Below are 21,509 nucleotides of genomic sequence, written 5' to 3' on the forward strand. Positions count from 1 at the left end.
CTATGAACCTATCTCTTCAAATTCTTTTATCTTCTCAAGTCTCTCTACCACCACCATGCATTTTTTATCCCCAATTTCATATATATACATTTTGTGGCCATGCTCTTTTAGGAGCTTCTTGAATTGGATTTCGCCAGATAGATCATATCCCTTAGCCAAATCAGTGATTTTTTTGAGGATCTGCTCTCTGCTTGGTTCCGTAGTAGATGCTATTTTAATAGGAATCGGTATTCCCTTGATTTTAAAGGTTACGAGGATGACGCTATCCAATGGTATCAACTCCTTTAAAAGTCTATTCGACAGTCGCGAATGATTTCCTTCTATTTACCACTTTTTTACGAATATACTTCATATGTATATATACCAAAAAAGGAGAGGAGCTTAACCTCCCCTCCTCCCCACTATTCTTCTTCATTCATCATTTCATCAAAAGCTGCAGAAACCTTTTCGAATTCCTCATCAGATTCGATGGCAGCGAAATCTCCTTCTTCATCGATCTTGAGGAAAAAGATATCAATATCTTCATCAGATTCTGTTTGCAGGTCGTCAACAAAGCTGACAGCTACATAGTCAGATCTGTCAATGTTCAATGTTCCGATTACTTCGACCTCCTGCTCCATATCGTTTTCATCGCTAATTGTAAAAACTTCACCAACTTCAATTTTTTCCATTGGGATTCCTCCTCTAATTAATAAATATATTATTCCCGAAGATGCTCATTCTGTAAAACAAATGGCTTAACTCTCGGAAAGAAAAGCTGTGATTTGTTCTTTGTTCTGCTCAAAAACCTGTTTTCCCAGTTCCTTTAATTTCGCCGTATAGCTAAAATCGTCAAATGGCACTTCCTCCGATAACTCTGTATTCAAGCGGAGGTAATGGTCGCGCAGCAAAAGCCTGCAATGGTATGAGACAGATTCAGAAGATAAGTCCATTGCCAGATCCAAAAGCTTTGGGGTCACTTTCATCGATGGAAAATGGAATGGCAGCCACTGGCGAATGCCCCAATGTTTGTCTTCCTGAATCGTAAAGTCGATGTTCTGCTGGCCAGTTCCAATTGAGAGAATATGAATTTCATCCAAACTGATCTTAAAATGGTGCAATGCCTCCGTCACACAAACCAATGAAGGATTATTGGCCCACAACCCCCCGTCTATCGATAAATATTGGTTGTTTACATTGTTGGGAGGAAAATAGATTGGCGCAGAACAGGATGATAGCACTGCATCCCACAACTTGATGGATAGTTCACTTTCCGACGAATAACCAAAGTCAGTACGGTGTACATAAGGTTTTCCATGGGTGATATCAACAGCGGGTATCAATAAAGGCTTTTTAATTTCCCCTAGGCTAAGGTCTTTGAAAGCATGCTTTAACAGCCTCCGCAAATAACGGTCACTGTATACACTTTTGAAAAAGCCTACCTTCGATTTTTTGACAAAAATCTTTTCCCCATAATTCTCGTACTTTTCCATCAACTCTTGCATTGAAGTATTCAATGCTACCGAAGCAGCAATGATAGCCCCGGTGCTGGTGCCTGAGATCACATCAAAAAGCTGGCCTACAGGCTTGCCATACTCTTCTTCAATCGCAAGGAGGATGGCAATCGGGAAAACTCCTCTAATTCCGCCACCGTCAATGCATAACAACTTCATGATATTCCCCCGCTACGTCCTTGATACTATCATCCTTCCCATTCCACCAAAACAATATGAATAAACCGTCTGGACTGAAAGAAGAGCTGCCTATGTTTAGGCAGCTCTTCATAATGATCCATCTTATGATACTTTTTCTTTTTCATGATTGAAAGAATATTCTTCTTCCCAGTACTCAGCATTCTTAATGCCCAGCTTTTTGGAATTGAAGACCGGATCCAGCCCTTGCTTCCTCTGTTCCTCGTAATCCTTCAAGGCTATCAGTGCCGGTTTCGCAAGCAGGACGATGGCAATCAGGTTGAGCCATACCATCAATCCAAGACCTGCATCGCCAAGTGCCCATGCAAGTGATGCTTCTTTTACAGCACCATAGAAAGTTGCCCCAAGGATGACAATTTTAAGGATAAACATCGGAACCTTTCCGTTTCTTCCTCTGAGAAGATAGGCGATGTTAGTTTCTGCCATGTAATAGTAAGCCATGATTGTCGTAAATGCGAAGAAGAATAAAGCAACTGCAACGAACTCAGCACCGAATCCTGGAAGGACCGAATCAACGGCAGCCTGAGTATATCCTGGACCTGCTTCGACACCTTTAAGGTTTTCGACGATGAAACCTCCGTCAGCGCCAACCGTGTTGAACATGCCTGTGAACAGGATCATGAATGCCGTAGCGGAACATACGAATAAGGTATCGATATAAACGGAAAATGCCTGTACAAGACCTTGTTTAGCCGGGTGGGAAACCTCAGCCGCAGCAGCTGCGTGAGGACCTGTACCCTGTCCTGCTTCATTGGAATAAACCCCGCGTTTTACCCCCCATGCAATCGCACTGCCCAGAATTCCTCCAAACATGGAATCAGCACCGAATGCACTTTTAAAAATCAAAGCGAAAACCGCAGGGACTTCGGCGATATTCATGCCGATAATGACAAGGGCAACTAGAATGTAACCAACAGCCATGAAAGGAACTGTATACTGAGCAACTGTAGCGATCCGTTTCACGCCGCCAAAAATGATCAAGCCCAGCAGAGCGATGACAACCAATCCTGTCACAGATTTGCTTACACCAAAGGCATTCTCAAGGCCTAGTGCAATCGAGTTCGACTGGATTCCCGGCATCAGCAGGGACATTGCCAGAAGTGCCGCGATGGCGAACGCTACTGCAAACCACTTGATACCAAGACCTTTTTCAATGTAGTAAGCAGGACCGCCTCGATAAAGACCATCTTGCTTAACCTTATAAATCTGGGCCAATGTTGACTCTACAAAGGCACTTCCTGCCCCGATGAATGCAATCGTCCACATCCAGAAAACCGCACCAGGACCACCCATTGCAATCGCAGTGGCGGTGCCAGCGATGTTACCAGTTCCTACACGGCCGGATAAAGCGATAGATAAGGCCTGAAAAGATGAAACCCCCGCATCGGAACTTCTCCCTTTGAACATAAGCGTAACCATGTCCTTCAAGAGTCTAACTTGCAAAAAACGTGTCAGGATTGAAAAAAGCAGACCGATACCAAGAATGATATAAATGACCGGGTTACTCCACAAAATCCCATTGAGCCAAGAAATAAAAGCTTCCAAATGAATCCTCCTTTACTTGTTTGATTTCTTTCTATTTTGAATTATAAGATAATTAAACTCAAAGGACAATCAAAAATTGATATTAAACAGCAAACTATTTTTTGTACTGTTGCAAGTACAGATTTCGACAGCATTAGCTGGGACATTGGTTCGGTCGGCTTTTCGACTTTGGATACCAAAGCTGTCCGAAGTAGTTCCAAGTTCGGACAGCTTTTTGTCTGTGAGCACCGAAGCTGTCCGAAGTAGCTCCAAGTTCGGACAACTTTTTGTCTGTGAGCATCAAAGCTGTCAAAACTAGATCCAAGTTCAGACAGCTTTTCGATTGTAAGCACCAAATCTGTCCTAATTAGCTCTAAGTTCAGACAGCTTTTCGCCTGTAGACACCAAATCTGTCCGAAGTCACCCTGAGTTCGGACAGCTTTTCGTCAGTGAGCACCAAATCTGTCCGAAGTAGCTCCAAGTTCGGACAGATTTTCGCCTGTGAGCCCCAAATCTGTCCGAAGTCACCCTTAGTTCAGACAGCTTTTCGATTGTAAGCACCAAATCTGTCCGAAGTAGCTCCAAGTTCAAACAGCTATTCCCCTGCAGTCACCAAAGCTGTCAAAAGCAGCCATAGTAAATATGAAAAAAGCAAATGACGGCGGTCACCTGCTTCAGGATTTCTCATAATTTAGGGAAAGGAAAAACTATTGTACATTCCTCTCGCGTAAAATCGGCAATGTGCAGCAGCGGAATGAGCCTCCTGATTTGATAATCTCTGTAATATCGACTTCTATTACTTCAAACCCTTTACTGCTGAGCTGTTCATTGACTCCTTTATTCACTGGAAGGCTGAGGATCTTTTTGTTTCCGATTCCCAGGACATTGGTCCCCAGTGTGAATTGTTCCTCTTCACTTACATCGATCAGGTCATACCGTGAGCTGAATAATTGGATGTCTTCATCTGTCAATGCAGGACGATAAATCAAAGCGATTTCCGGTGAGACGACGTTGAAAACACAATCAAGGTGAAGGTACTCAGCTTTGAAGGGAATGGCCCGGACCTTAAAATTCGGCATCAATCCTTGTAAATGATCAGCCGCCTGCTGGTTGGTACGATTGCTCAAACCTACATATACTGTGTCTTGGTCAATGACTACGTCTCCGCCTTCAATCTGATCCCCCAGCAAATTATAATAGGATATTTCTTCATCCTCTAACCACTGTTTCAAGACATCCTCTTCGCCTTTACGGACTTCACTGGCCATATCTGCTACAAAAATAGTTTCACCCAGGGTAAACCCTATGTCCCTCGTGAAGACTTGCTCTGGAAATTTTTTATGGTACGGGAGCAGGATGACCTCTATGTCATGATTTTTTAAAGTGCTCACAAACTGATTATGCTGCTCCAAGGCAACGTCAATATGTATGCCTTCATCTTTAAAGTGTTTCTGAGTTTCATTAATGACATCCCGGATGGTCATATATTGTGGCTGGCAAAGAATGACTTTCTTCAGTACATCATATTCATTTATGATATACCCTCGATTTTGGGGCTGTATATTCTGTTCCATCCTTACTCCTCCTTATGGACAAATGATCATTATAGGTTTTCCGGTTCGTGCGCAATTCATTACTTCTGACGTTAAAAATCCTGTCAGATATCCTTCCGAACTTAATGAATGCACTAGAGCTATGAGCTAATATGAATAAAATTAAATCAACTAAAAGGAATGAGGAGAGTTCAATGAACAGAAAGAGCCAAAAGGATTTAGCGCACTTGATTGTCATGATCGATCTTTTTTGTGATGAATTGTATGAGCAGCTTTTGAAAAAAGAAGGCATGAGGGCTTTAGAAATTCTGCGTGAAGTTCAAAATGACTATTTTTAAGGAGGGATTCTCTGTGTCATTACATTTGCGGACTGCCGTGGATAAACTGAAAGAACATTATATCCAGCATTTGATAAATTCAGGAATTTCGAAAAAAGATGAAAAGGAATTAAGGAAACTCACACTGACTGAACTGAAGAATTTATTAAATGGGTGTTAATCGAAACTGTTTTTATTTACAGCACGCTATCTCATGTGAGAAAATATAACATATAAATAATAAGAGTGTGGTGATCATCCTGGCTGCCGATTCATCCTATAAAGATAAAAAAGTCATTACGATCGGGATTGTAAGTGAACTTACTGGACTTTCAGAACGGCAAATACGGTATTACGAAGAAAGAAAATTAGTGTTTCCCGATCGTACCAAAGGCGGAAGCAGAAGATATTCTTTTGCAGATGTAGAGCTGTTAGTGGAGATTGCCAATAAAATCGAAGACGGTGTCCAGACGTTTGAGATCCGGCAGGAAATGGCGAAACAAAAGAAACGAAATGAAGCAGAAGAACATAAGAAAATGATTCAGGGCCAAATAAATGCCAGGTTTGGTATTCGAAAAAAATGATGGCAGAACCTTCTTAAAGAGAAGGTTTTTTCTTTTGCTTCAAAAAAGCATGTAAGGTTACCTTACATATATGTAGTTTCATTCCCGATTAGATGACAAAATACATATAACATTCAAACAACAAGGGAGTTGAGTAAATGGATACTGTTTTTTTATTGAATAGTTTATGGGTGATGATTTCTGCAGTATTGGTGATTTTGATGATTGGTGGTTTCATTTTACTTGAAACAGGATCAACAAGGATGAAAAACGCCGGACATATCGCTGGCAAAACGATTTTAACCTTCGGAATTTCCTCGATTGTTTTCTGGGCTATAGGCTATGGGCTGATTTTTGGTGAAGGAAATTCTATTCTGGGCTTCTCGGATTTCTTTTATTCAGGCTATGAAGTTGAAGGATTAGGACTTTCAGGGCCCGTCTTCTTCCTTTTCCAATTAGCTTTTGCCGGCATCTCGTTAACGATTGCCTTTGGCGGTTTTGCTGAAAGAGCAAAACTATCTGTATATCTAGGTTTCGCCCTGCTGTTCTCCGTTTTTGTTTACCCTTTTATTGCCCACTGGATTTGGGGAGGCGGTTGGCTTGCTGAGCAAGGGAAGCAGGATTTCGCCGGCTCTACGGTAGTCCATCTTACAGGAGCAATGGCCGCACTGGCAGCAACGATCCTTCTGAAGCCGAGAATCGGGAAATTTAACAAAGATGGGTCACCGAATAATATAGAAGGCCACAATCAGGTGTTTACTGCATTAAGTGTGTTGTTATTATGGGTAGGCTGGTTTGGGTTCAATGCCGGGAGCACTTTATCGGCAGATGGTGCATTTTTCGGATTTGTCGCTCTTAATACTAATCTTGCCGCAGCAGCCGGTACTGTAGCAGCGATGCTGATTTCCTGGATTGTAGTTGGAAAGGCAGATGTACCGATGATGTTGAACGGTGCACTTGCAGGGCTTGTTGCAATCACCGCATCCTGTGCCTTCGTCGACACCTGGGCCGCAGTTCTGATTGGCTTTGTAGCAGGAATCCTCGTATTTTACAGTATACGTTTCTTTGAAAACAGAAAAATTGACGACCCGATCTTTGCACTTTCTGTACACGGGACAGCAGGTGTTTGGGGAACATTATCTACCGGTTTCTTTGCTACCAAAGAACTTGCAACAGTTGGCAGACCTGGCTTGTTCTATGGAGGAGGTTTTGAACAATTGGGCGTGCAGGCTCTCGGAGTATTGGTTTGCGGTGGGTTCGCCTTTATCGTTTCTTTTATCCTTTTATCGATCCTAAAGGTTTCCATGAGGGGCCTGCGTGTAACTGAAGAGGAAGAAATCATCGGTCTTGACCTTAGTGAGCATGGGAGCTACGGATATCCCGAATTGGTTAAAAGAGAAGTTGAGTCAGCCGGCACTGTAAATGGTGCTTCCCCTCATTCAATTAACACGGCTAATTAGTACTTTAAAGAAATATCAGCAATAGACCAATTATTAGGCGGCCTCTATATTAATAGGGGCAGCCATCTTTTAGTTTTATAGGATCGGAGGAATGCATCATGGCGAATGAATACTCGGAAATGCACGAAATTTGGTTGCTGAATATGAATGACGATGCCCAGGACAATGAGACATTAAATCTTTTTCATGATTCAGTTTATCAAAGGATTATCTCCATGGCACTGAAAAATACATCACTGAAATACGGCTCTCCCCCCTCTCCATTCGTATTCTTTGTTATGGGGAGTGCCGGTAGGAAGGAACAATCTCTATGGAGTGACCAGGATCATGGAATGGTTTTTACCGCGGATACATCAGAAGCACAGGATTATTTTCTCAGGCTCGGTATTGAAATCTCTAATGGACTTGAACAATCAGGCTACCAGAGGTGCACAGGTAATGTAATGGCTGACAATCCCCTCTGGTGTAAATCCTTGAAACAGTGGGAGAAACAGCTTGATTCTTGGGTCAGGGAATCCTCCTGGGAATCGATTCGTCATTTGTTGATTTTCGCTGATGCACGAGCTTTATATGGTGAGTCATACCTGATTGCCACTTTAAAAGAGCGGTCAATCGAGGCGGTGAAGCAATCGAACCTGTACACCAGAATGCTTCAAAATACTATGCATATCAAAAAAGGCGTCGGTTTGCTTGGTCAGTTTTTAGTTGAAACCCATGGTTCGCTTTCAGGTTCAATCAATTTGAAGGAAACCGCTTTTTTACCATTTGTAAACGCATCAAGGCTGATTTCCTTCATCGAGGAAAACAAGGAAACTACAACGTTATTGCGTATCAAACAAGGAGATACGTGTTTATCCTTTGAGGAAAAGGAGTATTTCAGCAAGTCCTTCGCTCTCCTTTTGGAATTCCGCCTACACCACAGTGATCATAGGGATTATGAATCCGGCCATTATATCCATGTTGGTCATCTGACGAAACAAGATAAAAAAACGCTCAAGGAAATCCTTAAGGCCGCAGAAAGGTTTTATGAAAAAATCAGGAATTTAATTAATGGGATGTGAAAGTATGGGTATGAATGATATGGTTCGTTTCATTAGAGAAATGACTGGTAAATTAGGATCAGATATATATGGAGGCATCCAAACTCAGTCCAATCCGCAGCAAATTTCGTTTTTAAGACAATTACAAAAAGAAATGAAGCAAACTAATATCCTTGATTGTCCGTTGGAGAAATTGAACATAGTCGTTTTTGATTTGGAAACGACGGGGTTCAACCCGGATAAAGGTGATAAGATCATCTCAATCGGGGCTGTGAAAATGGTTGGTTCCATAATAAATGAAGAGGAAACCTTCTATTCATTGGTAAACCCGGAAATTCCCCTTCCTGAATATATTTCAAGATTGACAAACATTACTGAAGAGCAGTTAGCAGGAGCTCCTTCAGCGTCTGAAGTCCTACTGGATTTTTATAAATTTATTGGGAGTTCTGTCTTAGTTGCCCATCACGCTAGGCATGAACAGGCATTCATGAAAAAATTATCAAGTAGCCTCTTGCGGATGAATTTTGATCACAGAGTAATAGATACTTCTTTCTTAATTAGATTATTCCAGCCTGCAGCTCCAACCCTGCAACTTGAGGAAATATGCAATGAATGCGGAGTAGAAGTTAGCGGGAGGCATCATGCTCTCTCAGATTCAATGATGACCGCTAAAGTTTGGAGTTTTTATATTGAAAAAGCACATGAACATGGCTACACAAACCTAAGGGAAATATATGAATTTCTTTCCCGCTTAAGGTAAACCCCTACTCACTGTCCCCTCCCTTCATTCCTCGTGCCTCAAGTCATTTTATTTTGATTGCCGAAAGATTATTGTTACTATTGGATTGTATAAACGCTGGGAATAGTATAAAAGCTATCCTGTAAGTTAATATCATTCAATAAAGGAAGATGTAATTATGACGGACGGCAAACGTTTAAACGATATCAAATTTTCTGTGCTCGATCTTGCTCCTATCCTTCAAGGGGGCACAGCTTCAGATGCACTTCAAAACACGCTCGATCTTGCCAGGCATGCGGAACAATGGGGTTATCAACGCTACTGGCTGGCAGAGCATCATAATATGCCAGGAATCGCCAGCTCTGCGACTTCGGTTGTTATTGGACATGTAGCAGCAGGAACATCGAAGATCAGGGTAGGCTCAGGCGGTATCATGCTGCCGAATCATGCCCCGCTTGTGATTGCAGAACAATTCGGGACACTGGAATCTCTTTTCCCAGGGCGGATCGACCTTGGTCTCGGACGCGCCCCTGGTACCGACCAGGTGACAGCCTATGCCTTAAGGCGCGAACGGCGCAATGATGGCCAGGACTTTCCTGAGCAATTAGATGAACTCCGTGCATACTTTAACCCGGAACTTGATTCACAATTCCGAAGTGTCCGCGCAATTCCGGGTGAGGGCTTGAACATACCGGTCTGGCTGTTGGGATCCAGTGGTTATAGTGCCCAGCTTGCTGGACAACTCGGCTTGCCTTTTTCTTTCGCCAGCCACTTTTCACCGGAGAATACATTAGGAGCTCTCAAGCTCTACCGGAGGAACTTCCAGCCTTCTGATGTATTGGACCAGCCATATGCAATGGTTGGCGTAAATGTGATTGCTGCGGAAACAGATGAGGAAGCGGAATTTCTGGCCACATCCATGCAGCAGCAATTCCTGAATCTTTTCAGGAATAACCCAAGTCCCCTGCTGCCGCCTGTAAAAGATTTTGATAACCAGGTCAGCGATTATGAAAAGATGCTGCTGGACAGCCGAATCGGTTCTTCGATTGTTGGCGGCCCGCAGACCATTAAAACAAGGCTGCAGCAATTCCTTGATGAAACTCAGGCAGATGAAATGATCATCAACGCACAAATCTTTGATCACAAAGCCAGATTGAAATCCTTTGAAATCGTCTCTGATGTATTTAAAAACAGATAAAATCAGCAAAAGAGAAGGAGCCAAAGCGGCTTCTCCTCTTTTGCCATTATGAGAGCATTGCGCCGATCGCCCCGCTAAACTCACCATTTTCCAGGAAAAACGGTTCAATGCCAGACATTCTGCAATATGTCTCCAGACTATTCTGGAGAGGTTTATTTCCTGCAAGTGTACTGCCGATAAAGACGGCCTGTTTAATATTGTGGAGACTGGCAGCCTGGACCGTGAGAAGAGTTAAAGTTTCTGCGATCATATTGTTCAGGGAAGCCATTTTGTCCGCCGGAGAGCTTGAGGTAATCTCTTGTGACTTTGCGAAATTGCTCGCTGTTAACTCACCATCAATCGGAGCTTTTTCCGGATAATAGATATCCTTTACAAGCAGGTCAACATTCGACTTATCACCAGAAGCTGCCAAACTTACGAGATCGAAGAAACCATCACCTTCTGAGAAAATCCTGCCCAATCCCATAAAAGTTCCGCCGCCCATTCCACTGCCAAGAACCCGTTCATACTCTGCCCCGTCAACAGTAAACCAGGAAGTGCCTGTCCCGATGTTGACCAATATGTAAGGAGCACTGCCAGACATCGCTTCCTTCATTTTCAAATGCCTGCTGCCTTCGCATACAGCAGAAAATTCATCTATTATATTTGCCTCAGGGAAAAAATTTGCTTTTATGGTCCCTGCCTTACCGCCAGTCAGATAGAATGATCTATTTCCTGCAATGATTTTCAGCCATTGCAATGCCTCATCCAGTTCTGAATTGGGCTGTTTTCGAAAATGCAATCTGCCATTTTCTTCATATGCAATTTTAATTAATGATCCTCCCGCGTCAATTCCGATTCTATTATCCATGCTAACCACTCCTTTCAGGAACGTGCTTGCTGACAATAACTTATTTCTTATTGTATTGCCTTGCGGTGCGCGAAATCAAAGAAAAAGCGGCAGTTCATCTTGACTGCCGCTTCGATCATTCCTTTACTCGCTTGATTGTAGACTGATTGACAAGCAGCCAGTCTTTGTTTCTCTTCTAACCGGCTATTTTAGAACTGTGCTACATTGAATTAATCAACTTTAATTGGCACGATTTTTCCGTCCTCAATTGCCGCTACGACCAATTCACTTTCAAACCCGCCATTTGGGTCGATTTTCGGAATAACATATACTCTTTTGTCTTCCGGAAGGTTATCCAAGCCATCCTGCATATGGGCCATGATTTTTTCAGGATCATCGACAGACCCGGCAGCTTTTATGGCTTCAGCAAAAACATGCATGGCAATGTAATTCAATCCTGCTTCAGAACCTGGATCCTCTTTGTATTTTGCATTATAGTTTTTCACAAACTCAGGAATGGCGGGACTTTCGGAATTGACGAGCGGCATGACACCGATTGCACCATTTAGCACGTCATAGGTGCCTGTTACCTTCTTCATCTCATCGAACTTTGCCTGGTCCATGACGATAAAACCGCCTTTGAAGCCAAGTTCTCTAGCCTGTTTGGCAACCTTTGCAGTCGGTTCGGATGCTCCGCCGATAAAAAGTACATCAGGCTTTTCCTTTAAGGCATTTGTGATGATCGTGAAGAAATCTGTATCTTTCGCAAAATCGATTGCTGAATTGTAGACCACTTCACCGCCAGCTTTTTCCCAGTGAGGCTGTAGCTTTTCGGCCCAGTCCTTTCCATACTGTGATGCAGTCGGCAGGAAGGCGATTTTTTTGCCGAACTTCTCCATCGTATAATTGGTGAAAGGTTCAAGATAGCCATCATAACGAGGTGGGATCCTGACCGTTAATTTATTCCCAACTTCGGTTACCTTCGGTTCACTGGTGTATGCGCCAATAATGAATTTATCCTGCTGGTTGAACACCTGCAAAGCTGCCACGCCGCCGCTGTGAGGTGTGAAAATGATCGGTGTCTTATTTTCCTGCATTAGCCTTTTCGCGTTCGCACCGGCTTCATTTGGCAAGTATTTATCGTCAAGGGAGACGATATTGAATTTATACTTCTTGCCATTCACTTCGACCCCGCCCGCATTGTTGATTTCTTCCGCGGCCATCTGGACTCCGTTCAACGTCCTCTCTCCATAGAACGCTGCTGGACCGCTCAATGGTCCTGTATATCCAATATTGATTGTACCCTCACCAGCGTCTGCTTGATTATCCTTTCCTCCTGAATCTGTTTTTTCTGAGTTATTGCAAGCGGCTAGACTGAAAATCAAGGCAAACATTACACTTAAGACCAACAGCAATTTGGACTTCTTCATTCGTTTTCCCCCTCGAGAAATAATTTTAAATATTCAGAAATCTGTGTGCGTACCGCTCGTCAACCACCTCCCCAAAAGACAGAAGCAGTTCTAGGCACCGATGTAAGCCTTCTTTATTTCATCATTCGCAAACAATTCATCGGAGGTCCCTTCAAGGACTACGGAACCATTTTCGAATACGTAGCCTCTATTGGCAATTTTCAATGCAGCATTCGCATTTTGTTCAGCCAGGAGGATTGTTGTTCCTTCACGATTGATGGTCTGGATGACATCAAACATCTGCTCAACAATCAATGGAGCAAGTCCGATTGAGGGTTCATCAAGAAGCATCAGTTTTGGTTTTGCCATCAATGCCCTTCCGATCGCTAGCATTTGCTGCTGGCCGCCGCTGAGTGAACCTGCCATATCATGCTGTTTCTCTTCCAGTATCGGAAACAGTTCAAAAACATGCTCAATCGATTCCTTAATCATTTTCCGATTCTTCCGATGAACATAAGCACCCATTTTTAAATTTTCATGTACTGTCATTGATGGGAACAGCTTTCGTCCTTCCGCACATTGGACAATTCCCGACTGGACAATTTTATCTGGTGTTCGTTTATTTATTGATTCTCCTTCAAACAGGATGTCTCCGGATGAATTTTTATTCAAACCGCTGACTGTCTTGAATACTGTACTTTTTCCTGCCCCATTCGAACCCAGAAGGACAACGATTTCTCCTGTGCCGACTTCAAGGTTCACATTGCGGACCGCTGTATAAGACCCATATTTAACTGTAATGTCTTTTAGTTTAAGCACTGGCGCTACCTCCAAGATAAGCCTTGATCACTAAGGGATCATTCCTGATTTCCTCTGCATTCCCCTCAGCGATTTTTTCTCCGTAATTGAGGACCATTATTTTGTCCGCCAGCTTCATGATCATTTGCATTTTGTGTTCGATCAGGCAAACGGTGATTCCTTGATCGGCCATTTTTTTCATCAATTGAGCCAAACCCTCTGTCTCGTCAGGGTTAACCCCGGCTGCAGGCTCATCCAGGAAGACGATTTCAGGGTCTGTTGCCAATGCCAGCGCAAATGCTGTCCGTTTTTTCTCTTCCTGCGTGAGGCTTCCAACAAGTTTATCTGCCACTTTTTCCAATCCTGCGAATCCGAGCACCTCGAACGCCTTCTCCCGGCATTTCTCTTCTTCCCTCTTTAATCTTTTCGACCTGAACACAGCATCCAGCAAATTGGATTTGGTCCTCAACCGATGGCCGACAATCACATTGTCAAGGACAGTCGATTGTTCAAACAGATTGGTACTTTGAAACGTTCGGGCTATTCCCAGTTCAGCTATTTTGTTTGAAGGCAATTTTGTAATATCCTGTCCTTTAAAAATTATGCTCCCCGATGTCGGAGGATGGAAGCCGCTGATGAGATTGAAAAAAGTGGACTTGCCGGCTCCATTCGGCCCAATGATCGCATTGATTTTTCCTTTTTCAATCGAAAAATCAACAGCGTTAACGGCCGTCAGACCGCCGAATTTCTTCGTTAAATTCCTCGTTTCCAGGAACATCTCTACCCCTCCTTCACCTGGTTGTCTACAGTGATTGCATTTTGTGTGAATCCCTCTTTCATCTCAGTTTTTTTCTTTTCAGAACGCTTCAAACTCCAGTCGCTTACTGCACCAGCTATTCCACGCGGGTAAAATATGACCAGGAGAGTCAGCATGGGACCGAAAATTAGCATCCGGTAATCTTGAAGGAACTGAAGCTGCTGGGAAACCCAAACCACTAAAAATGTGCCAACGATTGGTCCGGTTAGCGTGCCGATTCCGCCGATCAGCAGGTATGTCAGCAAATCAAACGTGATGACGATGTTGCCGATATCCGGTCCGATGAAACGGATGAATGACGCGTAGAGGGCTCCTGAAAGACCGGCGAAAAAAGTCGAGAGCACGAAAACCTCCAATTTATTTTTCATTGTTGAAATTCCGATTGTCTGTGCAAGGTCTTCGCTATTGCGGATTGCAATGTACGTCCTTCCAGTCAGGGAATGCACGATTCGATAAACAATCAGGATCACGAGCAGCAATACCATCAAAACAAGATAATATTGTGACAGGGATGATTCAAAGGAGATCGGGCCGATATTCCCTGGTGCAGGGATTCCGATCAACCCGCGGACACCTTCAGTTAAACTGTCCCATTTATCAATGACAAGGTAGATGATATAGCCGACACAGAGAGTATAGATGGCAAAAAAATGTTCTTTTGTCCTTAAGGCGATGAGACCGACTAAAAATCCTATAATACTTGTAATGATGAGCGACAGGGCAAAAGCAAGCCAGAAATTCATCTGTGCCTTTACTGTCAGGAGGCCCAATGAATAAGCTCCGATCGCGAAGAATCCAGCATGTGCCAGCGAGAGATAACCTGTATATCCTGCCAATAGGTTAAGCCCATAGACGCCGATCATCCAGATGAATGACAAAGTCATTACATGGATGAAATAGTCGTTTTGCGTTACGAATGGAAAAACGATGGCAAATAACAAGAGTGCTAGGATGATCCTACGTTTATTGATTACTTTTGCCATCAATGTCCCCCCTTTGCAAACAGGCCGGTTGGTTTTAGTGTCAGGATGATGATCAGCAGGATGAACGCAATGATATCTTTATAATCATTGGAAATGTAAGTGGCCCCGAGGCTTTCACTGAAACCCAGGATATAGCCTCCAATGATCGCACCAGGAATGCTGCCCATCCCTCCCAGGATAATGATGACAAAAGCCTTTAAGATAACCAGCTGCCCCATTCCGGGAAAAACCAGATTAATAGGTGCTGCCAGAGAGCTGGCTATTGCAGCAAGCCCTCCGGAAATCAGGAATGTCAGCATTGCCACTCGGTTCGTATTGACTCCTACAAGATTAGCTCCATCGCGGTCCTGGGACATCGCAATGATCGTCGCACCGGTGAACGTCTTTTTCAGGAACAGGTAAAGCAGTACCATCACACCGATTGCAGCAATGATGATCAGCAATCTCTGCATTGTGAACGTCAGGCCGAACACCTTGACGACCTGTCCATAAGGGGACGGCATCATTTGATAATCCGCGCCCCAGATGAATTGGGCAAAGGCTTCCAAAAATAACAGGATTCCGATTGCCGCAATTTTGTCATGGATCGGCGGTGCATGTCTTAACGGGTGGAAGACCAGTCGTTCCATCAGAACGCCGATTAGTCCGACAGCAATGACAGAAATGAGAATGGCCAGCCAGTAATGAAGGCCATATTGGACCATCATCATCAAGGTGATATATCCACCCATCATGTATAAAGCTCCATGGGCAAAGTTCGGTATATGAAGGATACCGTAAACAAGAGTGAGTCCAAGAGCGACAAGAGCATAAACACTGCCAATGGTGAGTCCATTGAACAGCTGCTGAACCAAAATCTCCATCATGATCCTCCTTGTAATTTTGATAGATGCTGTGACAGAGTTTTATTGCCTTACTTGTTTTTCGGCTTTCTCCCTTTCTTCCTCCTGAAGCTTCCGCCACAGGATTTTGCCGCTACTTGTCATAGGAAATTGCGTCCTGAATTCAACCTCGCGCGGATATTTATACGCGGCCATATGTTGTTTGGACCATTCGATGATTTCTTCTTCACTGATCTTGCCGTCATACCCATCATTTAAAATGACAAATGCTTTTACCGATTCGCCTCTTCTTGGGTCAGGTATCCCAACAACTACTGCCTGCTGGATTGCCGGATGCTTGTATAGGTAAGATTCGATCTCCGTAGGCCAAACCTTGTAACCGGATGCGTTGATCATCCTTTTCACACGGTCGACCATGAAATAATAGCCCTCCTCATCATAACGGCCAATATCGCCTGTCCGGAAAAACTCCTTGCCGTCGATCTCGATGAAGGAACTCCTGTTCTCATCCTTCCTGTTGTAATAGCCCACCATCACCTGCGGCCCATTTACGACGATTTCCCCAGGTTCACCAGGACCAAGTTCTTTTCCGGTAGCTGGTTCGATTACCCTCGCATCGACATCAAAGGATGGAATGCCAAGACACTGCATTTTAGGCCGGTCTGGCGGATTGAAATGGGTCTGGGCGATTGTTTCTGAGAGCCCGTAACCCTCTACAAACCTGCGTCCAGTCAACTTGAATAATTTTTCCCCGACTGCCTCAGGGAGAGCAGCGCCGCCGCCGGAAATCGAAGTTAACGTCGCGATATCATTAGCATCAAGGTTTGGATTCGCAAGGAAATCGACGATCATCGTCGCGATTGCTACCCAGTGCGTGCATCCTTGTGACTTGATCAATTCCACGGCTGCCTCACGGTTCCATCTCGTCATCAGGACCATCGTGCTGCCGGAAAAAATCGGCATATGCATGCTGTGTACCATGCCTGTCACATGGAATAACGGCAATGTCGTCAGGTGAACGGCACTTGTTGTCGAGCTCGACCAGTGATAGGCACCGATGGTATTCGCCTGGACGGTCCGATTGGTATGCATGCAGCCTTTTGGAAGCCCAGTTGTGCCTGAAGTGTAGGGAAGCACAACAAGATCATCTGCTTTTGTACTATGGACATCTGGCTCGTACTGCGCAGACATCGCTTCTTTCCAGTGAAAATGTCCATGCTGGTCATAGACCACCCGTGCGGCCTCGACCTCTGGCGGAACGATGCCATTAAAACAATCTCCTTTGTAATCTGAATAAGCAGCAACCACCACATTCTGTAAAGGGGTAGTATCAATCAGCGGTTCAACTTTGTCATAAAGCTCCTGCCCAACCAAGGCCGAAGTAATCTCGCAATCCTTGATGTAAAAGCTCAATTCGTCTGCCGTCAGCATAGGGTTGATTGGCACGACAACCGCATCAGCACGTGAAATTGCATAGAATCCAATGACGAACTGGGGAGAATTTTGCATGAATAATAAAACTCTGTCTCCCTTTGCAACCCCAAGTTTCTGCTGAAGGAATCCAGCAAGCGAATTTACTTCTTGATCAAGCTCTTTGTAGGAAATGTCATTTCCATAGTAAGAGATTGCACTTTGGTCTGGATATCTCTCTGCACTGACTTTCAGATTTTCATAGAGTGAGGTTTCCGGCAAGGTAAGTGATTTAGATATTTTTGGCCAGTGGTCAAAGTGTAGATTAGGCATCGAAATTCCCCCTCATAGATTATTATCGACCGGCTTAAGAGCGCTTCTTTTCTTAAAGGCTTCCGCAGCAGCCTTGATTTCTTTCTTTCCATCATGCAAATATTCGGTCATCCCCAGGAAACCATGGAGCATCCCTGGAGCGCAGACATACTCGGTCTCCACGCCTGCATTCCTTAACTTCATTGCAAAATGCTCTCCGCCATCACATAATGGATCGAGCTCCGCTGTCAGGATATACGCCGGAGGCAGCTGTGATGCAGATTCATCAGGAATCAACATTGGTGCAGCCAGCGGATTATGAGTGTCGTCTGGTGAGTTCAGATATTGTTCACGGAACCAATTCATTGTTGCCTTCGTCAAATAATAGCCTTCGCCGTATTTTTCATAGGAAGGAGTGTATTCAAAGCCTGTAGACGGATAAAACAGCATCTGATAAGCAATCGATGGAGTCTTCCTCTGGATTGAAAGGTAACTGACAACAGCAGCGAGATTTCCGCCTGCACTATCTCCTGCCACAGCAATAAAGTTTTCATCGATATTCAACCCGTCAGCATTGTCAAAAACCCATTTGGCTGCCAAATAGGAATCTTCGACAGCAACTGGGAATTTACTTTTTGGTGCGAGACTATAATCCACGGAAACTACGATGCATCCTGCTTCATTGGATAAAGTGTGGCAAAGGGCATCGTGAGTTTCGATATTGCCGATCACCCAGCCGCCTCCGTGATAGTAAACAATCGCAGGAAGCCTGGTTGCTGAAGCTTCCTCTGGTGTATAAACTCTTATCTTAATCTCATCCTTGTATCCTTTGATTTTAAGATCCTGTGTGTTTGCAAGTTTCTCAGCTTTGCTCATAAGTTTTGCAGACTGTTCAAACCCTTTTCTTGCTTCCTCAAGCGGGAGCTGCTCCAATGGGGGCATTGGACTCTGGGCAAATGTTTCAAGCAAAGCTTTTACTTCGGGCTTCAATGCCATATTGCCATCTCCTTTTATGAAAACGCTGTCATTTTTAACGGCGACCATCCTTTTTTTATCTATTAACATAGGAACAGTGGAAAAAATATTCTCTTGGGAGACAAATTCAATTTCCTCATCAAATCCATGTTTACTAAGCATCCGGCCGACTCTTGAAGCTTTTAATATATGATCACTGTTCTGATTGTGGGCATGGTAGTAACTATGTGCAGCATAGGCTGAATCCGTAAGGTATACATCCTTGCCATATTCCTTGATCAGACAGTCTATCAAGCAGCCAGCTCCCTGGAAATCTTCTACATTGAACTCATTAGAAGAACCTGAGCAGACAACGACAATCGTCTCGCCCTGAAAATCTTGTAAAATATGTCGGGCAACTGCCTCGCAGTTCAAAAGGGACGCAGCATAGACTCTGTTCGCATCTGCAGAGTTTTTAAGTGCCACAGTTCCGTTGGTGGTCGATAGGATGACGGACTTTCCCTCGATTTTCTCTCTCAATTCCAGCGGATTCGGTGACAGGAAACCATCGATTGTTCTCCCCTGATATTCGCCGACGAGTACGAAACGATCTTTTTCCCTGCCTTCAGCTTCTTTTTCGGCTTCCTTTCCATCAAGGACCGGAATCACTTCTTTGGCACCGAACTGCAGGGCTGACGAGATCGTGGAGGTAGCCAACAGGACATCAAAGACGACTGCGATCTTGTTATTCGCCATCTTTTTTCTGTCGATATCTTCTTTTTTTAATAAAAGGTGAATTTTCATCCTGTTCCTCACCCTTTCTTTTCTGCGGTATACAACGCATATTGGATCAGGCTGCTGACAAACGAGTCAAGGTGCGCAAAGCGGCTATCCTTTGTCTGTCCCTTTTTCCACCTGTAATAGATTTGCTGGCAAATGACGGCAAGCTTGAAATAAGCGAACGTTTGGTAAAAGTTCATGTTTGCAAGGTCCCAGCCGCTTTTCTTCGCATACCTCTCCATGAATTCATCACGGTTCATAAAACCTGGTAAAACTGTGACTGGCGGCTTTCCCATCCCTCTTTTTAACAGATCGGGATCATCCGGTTGAATCCAGTAGCTCATCGCCACACCCAGATCGGCCAGCGGGTCACCTACCGTCGTCATCTCCCAATCGAACAGGCCGACCATTTCCGTTAAATTCTCATTGAACATGGAATTATTCAATTTATAATCGTAATGAATGATCGCAGGCGTACTGGATTCAGAAACATTTTTCAACATCCACTGCTTCAAGTGCTCCACACCTTCGACCACATCCGTCTCAGCCCTCTCATAGCGGCGGATCCAGCCTATGACCTGCCGTTCCATGAAGCCTTCGGGTTTTGTCATTTCAGTCAGCCTCGTCTTCGTATAATCGATACTGTGCAGCTCAACAAGGTGGTCGACCATCGTTTCCGACAGGGATCTGCACATTTCGTTAGTCGGCGTGACACCTTCAGGGAAGTCTGTATCAAGAACAATGCCGCGCTTTCTTTCCATTACGAAAAATGGACTGCCAATGACATTTTCATTCGCAAATAAATAGGGCTTCGGAGCAGCTGCAAAGTGGGGGCTGATCTCTTTAAGTATCTTGTACTCCCTTTCCATGTCATGCGCTTTTGGAGCTACAGGACCAAGCGGCGGACGCCTTAAAACAGCTTCCCATTCTCCGATTTTCAACTCGTAAGTAAGATTTGATTTTCCGAAACTGAACTGGTCGATTGTCAAATTGCCTTCAGGGAGATTGGGCAATTGCTCCCTCAGGTACTTTTCGATTACTTCCGTATCAAGTTCTTCTCCTTGCCTGATCGGTATCGTATCAGAAGCCATAAATCCCATTCCTCCTTTTGAAAATTCATTCTCTTTCAATAATAGCGGCAATTCCCTGGCCGCCTCCGATGCAGGCCGTGATCAGCGCGTAACGCCCATCTCTTCTTTCAAGCTCATAGACTGCTTTCGTAATTAAGATCGCACCGGTCGCTCCCAGCGGATGGCCATGTGCAATCGCACCGCCATTCACGTTGACCTTTTCCATATCCATGTTGAGCTCCCGGTTGCAGGCAATCACCTGGGCTGCGAAGGCTTCGTTTATCTCAATCAGATCCATGTCCCCGAGTTTGAGACCGGACTTTTCAATCACTTTTTTAACTGCAGGTACTGGGCCAATGCCCATGATGTTCGGGTCGACCCCTGCTATAGCCTGCTCCCTGATTACGGCCAGCGGTTTAACGCCTAATTCCTTAGCTTTCTCTCTGGACATGATGACTAGTGCGGCTGCAGCATCATTCAGGCCGGAGCTGCTTCCGGCTGTTACGGAACCTCCCTGTAAAAAGGCAGGGTGCAACTTGGAAAGTGCTTCAATTGTAGTTTGCGGCCTTGGGTGTTCATCTTTCTTAAAAACGATGGGTTCCCCTTTACGGATCGGAATCGTGATTGGAACAATTTGCTCGTCAAAACGCCCTTCAGCCATCGCAGCAGCCATTTTTTGCTGACTTGCCAGGGAGAATTCATCTTGTTCTTTTCTTGAAATTGAGTACTTTTCTGCAAGGTTTTCTGCTGTGATGCCCATTGGCGGATTGCCGATTTCCTCCGGGGACAGCCGGGACTTCCTGAAGCTTGGCGGAACAGGGCTATATGGTTTCTCGGGTTTATCCATCAAGTATGGTGCACGGCTCATGCTTTCAATCCCGCCTGCAACATAGACATCACCATCACCTGCCTTAATCGCCTGGGCAGCGAGGATGACCGCGTTGATTCCCGATCCGCACTGACGGTCGATCGTCAGGCCGGGCAATTCGAGTGATAGTCCCGTTTGCAGGGCGGTCAGGCGGGCAATATTGCCACCGCCGCTGATGACATTACCCATGATTACATCTTCGATCATTTCAGGCTGGACATTCGCCCTCCTGATAGCTTCCTTTATGACTTCTGCTCCAAAGACATGGGCAGGGACGGAAGCGAGCGCTCCGCCCTGTCTGCCGATGGCTGTCCTGACAGCGGAAACGATAACAGCATCTCTTTTCAAAACA

The 21,509-nt window shown here is 44.5% G+C and carries 22 protein-coding genes; 7 read left to right on the plus strand and 15 right to left on the minus strand.

Annotation, left to right across the window (positions count from 1 at the left end):
• From ACNAZ4_RS04795 to ACNAZ4_RS04815, 5 genes are all read right to left on the minus strand, one after another.
• Positions 1-270, minus strand: coding sequence for a hypothetical protein (locus tag ACNAZ4_RS04795; protein WP_415813068.1), 270 nt, complete (start codon positions 268-270; stop codon positions 1-3).
• A gap of 131 nt (positions 271-401) precedes the next feature.
• Complete coding sequence (locus ACNAZ4_RS04800) at positions 402-671, minus strand: DUF1292 domain-containing protein (protein WP_415813069.1); 270 nt, start codon at positions 669-671, stop codon at positions 402-404.
• 66 nt (positions 672-737) lie between these two features.
• Positions 738-1,652: a CBASS cGAMP-activated phospholipase gene (locus ACNAZ4_RS04805; protein WP_415813070.1), complete on the minus strand. Its 915-nt coding sequence runs from the start codon at positions 1,650-1,652 to the stop codon at positions 738-740.
• Positions 1,653-1,775: 123 nt separating this feature from the next.
• Positions 1,776-3,236 (minus strand): alanine/glycine:cation symporter family protein, encoded by a 1,461-nt coding sequence (locus ACNAZ4_RS04810; protein ID WP_415813071.1) that lies wholly within the window; start codon positions 3,234-3,236, stop codon positions 1,776-1,778.
• A 686-nt stretch (positions 3,237-3,922) separates the two neighbouring features.
• On the minus strand, positions 3,923-4,789 hold the full coding sequence (locus tag ACNAZ4_RS04815; protein ID WP_415813072.1) for a dimethylarginine dimethylaminohydrolase family protein: 867 nt from the start codon (positions 4,787-4,789) through the stop codon (positions 3,923-3,925).
• Positions 4,790-4,962: 173 nt separating this feature from the next.
• Here ACNAZ4_RS04815 and ACNAZ4_RS04820 point away from each other — a divergent pair, with 173 nt between their 5' ends.
• From ACNAZ4_RS04820 to ACNAZ4_RS04850, 7 genes are all read left to right on the plus strand, one after another.
• Positions 4,963-5,106 (plus strand): hypothetical protein, encoded by a 144-nt coding sequence (locus tag ACNAZ4_RS04820; protein ID WP_415813073.1) that lies wholly within the window; start codon positions 4,963-4,965, stop codon positions 5,104-5,106.
• A gap of 13 nt (positions 5,107-5,119) precedes the next feature.
• A complete protein-coding gene (locus tag ACNAZ4_RS04825) occupies positions 5,120-5,266 on the plus strand; it encodes a Fur-regulated basic protein FbpA (RefSeq protein ID WP_415813074.1) in 147 nt (48 codons plus the stop codon).
• A gap of 79 nt (positions 5,267-5,345) precedes the next feature.
• The gene (locus tag ACNAZ4_RS04830) at positions 5,346-5,669 is read left to right on the plus strand and encodes a MerR family transcriptional regulator (RefSeq protein ID WP_415813508.1); all 324 of its coding nucleotides are present in this window, start codon (positions 5,346-5,348) and stop codon (positions 5,667-5,669) included.
• 137 nt (positions 5,670-5,806) lie between these two features.
• On the plus strand, positions 5,807-7,108 hold the full coding sequence (locus ACNAZ4_RS04835; protein WP_415813075.1) for an ammonium transporter: 1,302 nt from the start codon (positions 5,807-5,809) through the stop codon (positions 7,106-7,108).
• A gap of 98 nt (positions 7,109-7,206) precedes the next feature.
• On the plus strand, positions 7,207-8,169 hold the full coding sequence (locus ACNAZ4_RS04840; protein ID WP_415813076.1) for a DUF294 nucleotidyltransferase-like domain-containing protein: 963 nt from the start codon (positions 7,207-7,209) through the stop codon (positions 8,167-8,169).
• 4 nt (positions 8,170-8,173) lie between these two features.
• On the plus strand, positions 8,174-8,908 hold the full coding sequence (locus ACNAZ4_RS04845) for an exonuclease domain-containing protein (RefSeq protein ID WP_415813077.1): 735 nt from the start codon (positions 8,174-8,176) through the stop codon (positions 8,906-8,908).
• Between the two features lie 157 nt (positions 8,909-9,065).
• Positions 9,066-10,085: an LLM class flavin-dependent oxidoreductase gene (locus ACNAZ4_RS04850; RefSeq protein WP_415813078.1), complete on the plus strand. Its 1,020-nt coding sequence runs from the start codon at positions 9,066-9,068 to the stop codon at positions 10,083-10,085.
• Positions 10,086-10,131: 46 nt separating this feature from the next.
• Here the strand turns inward: ACNAZ4_RS04850 and coaW are convergent, their stop codons facing one another.
• From coaW to ACNAZ4_RS04900, 10 genes are all read right to left on the minus strand, one after another.
• Positions 10,132-10,935, minus strand: coding sequence for a type II pantothenate kinase (gene coaW, locus ACNAZ4_RS04855; RefSeq protein WP_415813079.1), 804 nt, complete (start codon positions 10,933-10,935; stop codon positions 10,132-10,134).
• 209 nt (positions 10,936-11,144) lie between these two features.
• Positions 11,145-12,344: an ABC transporter substrate-binding protein gene (locus tag ACNAZ4_RS04860; protein ID WP_415813080.1), complete on the minus strand. Its 1,200-nt coding sequence runs from the start codon at positions 12,342-12,344 to the stop codon at positions 11,145-11,147.
• Positions 12,345-12,434: 90 nt separating this feature from the next.
• Positions 12,435-13,142 carry an ABC transporter ATP-binding protein gene (locus tag ACNAZ4_RS04865; RefSeq protein WP_415813081.1) on the minus strand — a complete coding sequence of 236 codons (708 nt, stop codon included), beginning with the start codon at positions 13,140-13,142 and terminating at the stop codon, positions 12,435-12,437.
• The gene (locus ACNAZ4_RS04870; RefSeq protein WP_415813082.1) at positions 13,135-13,899 is read right to left on the minus strand and encodes an ABC transporter ATP-binding protein; all 765 of its coding nucleotides are present in this window, start codon (positions 13,897-13,899) and stop codon (positions 13,135-13,137) included. Before ACNAZ4_RS04870 ends, ACNAZ4_RS04865 begins: the two co-directional genes overlap by 8 nt.
• A 2-nt stretch (positions 13,900-13,901) precedes the next feature.
• Complete coding sequence (locus ACNAZ4_RS04875) at positions 13,902-14,921, minus strand: branched-chain amino acid ABC transporter permease (RefSeq protein WP_415813083.1); 1,020 nt, start codon at positions 14,919-14,921, stop codon at positions 13,902-13,904.
• Positions 14,921-15,784, minus strand: a complete 864-nt coding sequence (locus ACNAZ4_RS04880; protein WP_415813509.1) for a branched-chain amino acid ABC transporter permease — start codon at positions 15,782-15,784, stop codon at positions 14,921-14,923. The genes ACNAZ4_RS04875 and ACNAZ4_RS04880 overlap by 1 nt, the downstream gene beginning before the upstream one ends.
• Positions 15,785-15,826: 42 nt before the next feature.
• Positions 15,827-17,506 carry a long-chain fatty acid--CoA ligase gene (locus ACNAZ4_RS04885; protein ID WP_415813084.1) on the minus strand — a complete coding sequence of 560 codons (1,680 nt, stop codon included), beginning with the start codon at positions 17,504-17,506 and terminating at the stop codon, positions 15,827-15,829.
• Between the two features lie 12 nt (positions 17,507-17,518).
• On the minus strand, positions 17,519-19,243 hold the full coding sequence (locus ACNAZ4_RS04890) for an alpha/beta hydrolase fold domain-containing protein (protein ID WP_415813085.1): 1,725 nt from the start codon (positions 19,241-19,243) through the stop codon (positions 17,519-17,521).
• Positions 19,244-19,251: 8 nt separating this feature from the next.
• Positions 19,252-20,310, minus strand: coding sequence for a phosphotransferase family protein (locus ACNAZ4_RS04895; protein WP_415813086.1), 1,059 nt, complete (start codon positions 20,308-20,310; stop codon positions 19,252-19,254).
• Between the two features lie 25 nt (positions 20,311-20,335).
• Complete coding sequence (locus tag ACNAZ4_RS04900; protein WP_415813088.1) at positions 20,336-21,505, minus strand: thiolase family protein; 1,170 nt, start codon at positions 21,503-21,505, stop codon at positions 20,336-20,338.
• Positions 21,506-21,509: the final 4 nt, after the last annotated feature.

Origin of the sequence: Mesobacillus thioparans (assembly GCF_965138835.1) — a bacterium.
GTDB lineage: Bacteria > Bacillota > Bacilli > Bacillales > Cytobacillaceae > Mesobacillus > Mesobacillus thioparans.

Coding starts and splice junctions, on each gene's coding strand:
- ACNAZ4_RS04800 (WP_415813069.1), bottom strand. CDS start 671: ATGGAAAAAATTGAAGTTGGTGAAGTTTTTACAATTAGCGATGAAAAC.
- ACNAZ4_RS04870 (WP_415813082.1), bottom strand. CDS start 13,899: ATGTTCCTGGAAACGAGGAATTTAACGAAGAAATTCGGCGGTCTGACG.
- ACNAZ4_RS04880 (WP_415813509.1), bottom strand. CDS start 15,784: ATGGAGATTTTGGTTCAGCAGCTGTTCAATGGACTCACCATTGGCAGT.
- ACNAZ4_RS04850 (WP_415813078.1), top strand. CDS start 9,066: ATGACGGACGGCAAACGTTTAAACGATATCAAATTTTCTGTGCTCGAT.
- ACNAZ4_RS04840 (WP_415813076.1), top strand. CDS start 7,207: ATGGCGAATGAATACTCGGAAATGCACGAAATTTGGTTGCTGAATATG.
- ACNAZ4_RS04895 (WP_415813086.1), bottom strand. CDS start 20,310: ATGGCTTCTGATACGATACCGATCAGGCAAGGAGAAGAACTTGATACG.
- coaW (WP_415813079.1), bottom strand. CDS start 10,935: ATGGATAATAGAATCGGAATTGACGCGGGAGGATCATTAATTAAAATT.
- ACNAZ4_RS04805 (WP_415813070.1), bottom strand. CDS start 1,652: ATGAAGTTGTTATGCATTGACGGTGGCGGAATTAGAGGAGTTTTCCCG.
- ACNAZ4_RS04885 (WP_415813084.1), bottom strand. CDS start 17,506: ATGCCTAATCTACACTTTGACCACTGGCCAAAAATATCTAAATCACTT.
- ACNAZ4_RS04820 (WP_415813073.1), top strand. CDS start 4,963: ATGAACAGAAAGAGCCAAAAGGATTTAGCGCACTTGATTGTCATGATC.
- ACNAZ4_RS04845 (WP_415813077.1), top strand. CDS start 8,174: ATGGGTATGAATGATATGGTTCGTTTCATTAGAGAAATGACTGGTAAA.
- ACNAZ4_RS04835 (WP_415813075.1), top strand. CDS start 5,807: ATGGATACTGTTTTTTTATTGAATAGTTTATGGGTGATGATTTCTGCA.
- ACNAZ4_RS04890 (WP_415813085.1), bottom strand. CDS start 19,243: ATGAAAATTCACCTTTTATTAAAAAAAGAAGATATCGACAGAAAAAAG.
- ACNAZ4_RS04860 (WP_415813080.1), bottom strand. CDS start 12,344: ATGAAGAAGTCCAAATTGCTGTTGGTCTTAAGTGTAATGTTTGCCTTG.
- ACNAZ4_RS04815 (WP_415813072.1), bottom strand. CDS start 4,789: ATGGAACAGAATATACAGCCCCAAAATCGAGGGTATATCATAAATGAA.
- ACNAZ4_RS04875 (WP_415813083.1), bottom strand. CDS start 14,921: ATGGCAAAAGTAATCAATAAACGTAGGATCATCCTAGCACTCTTGTTA.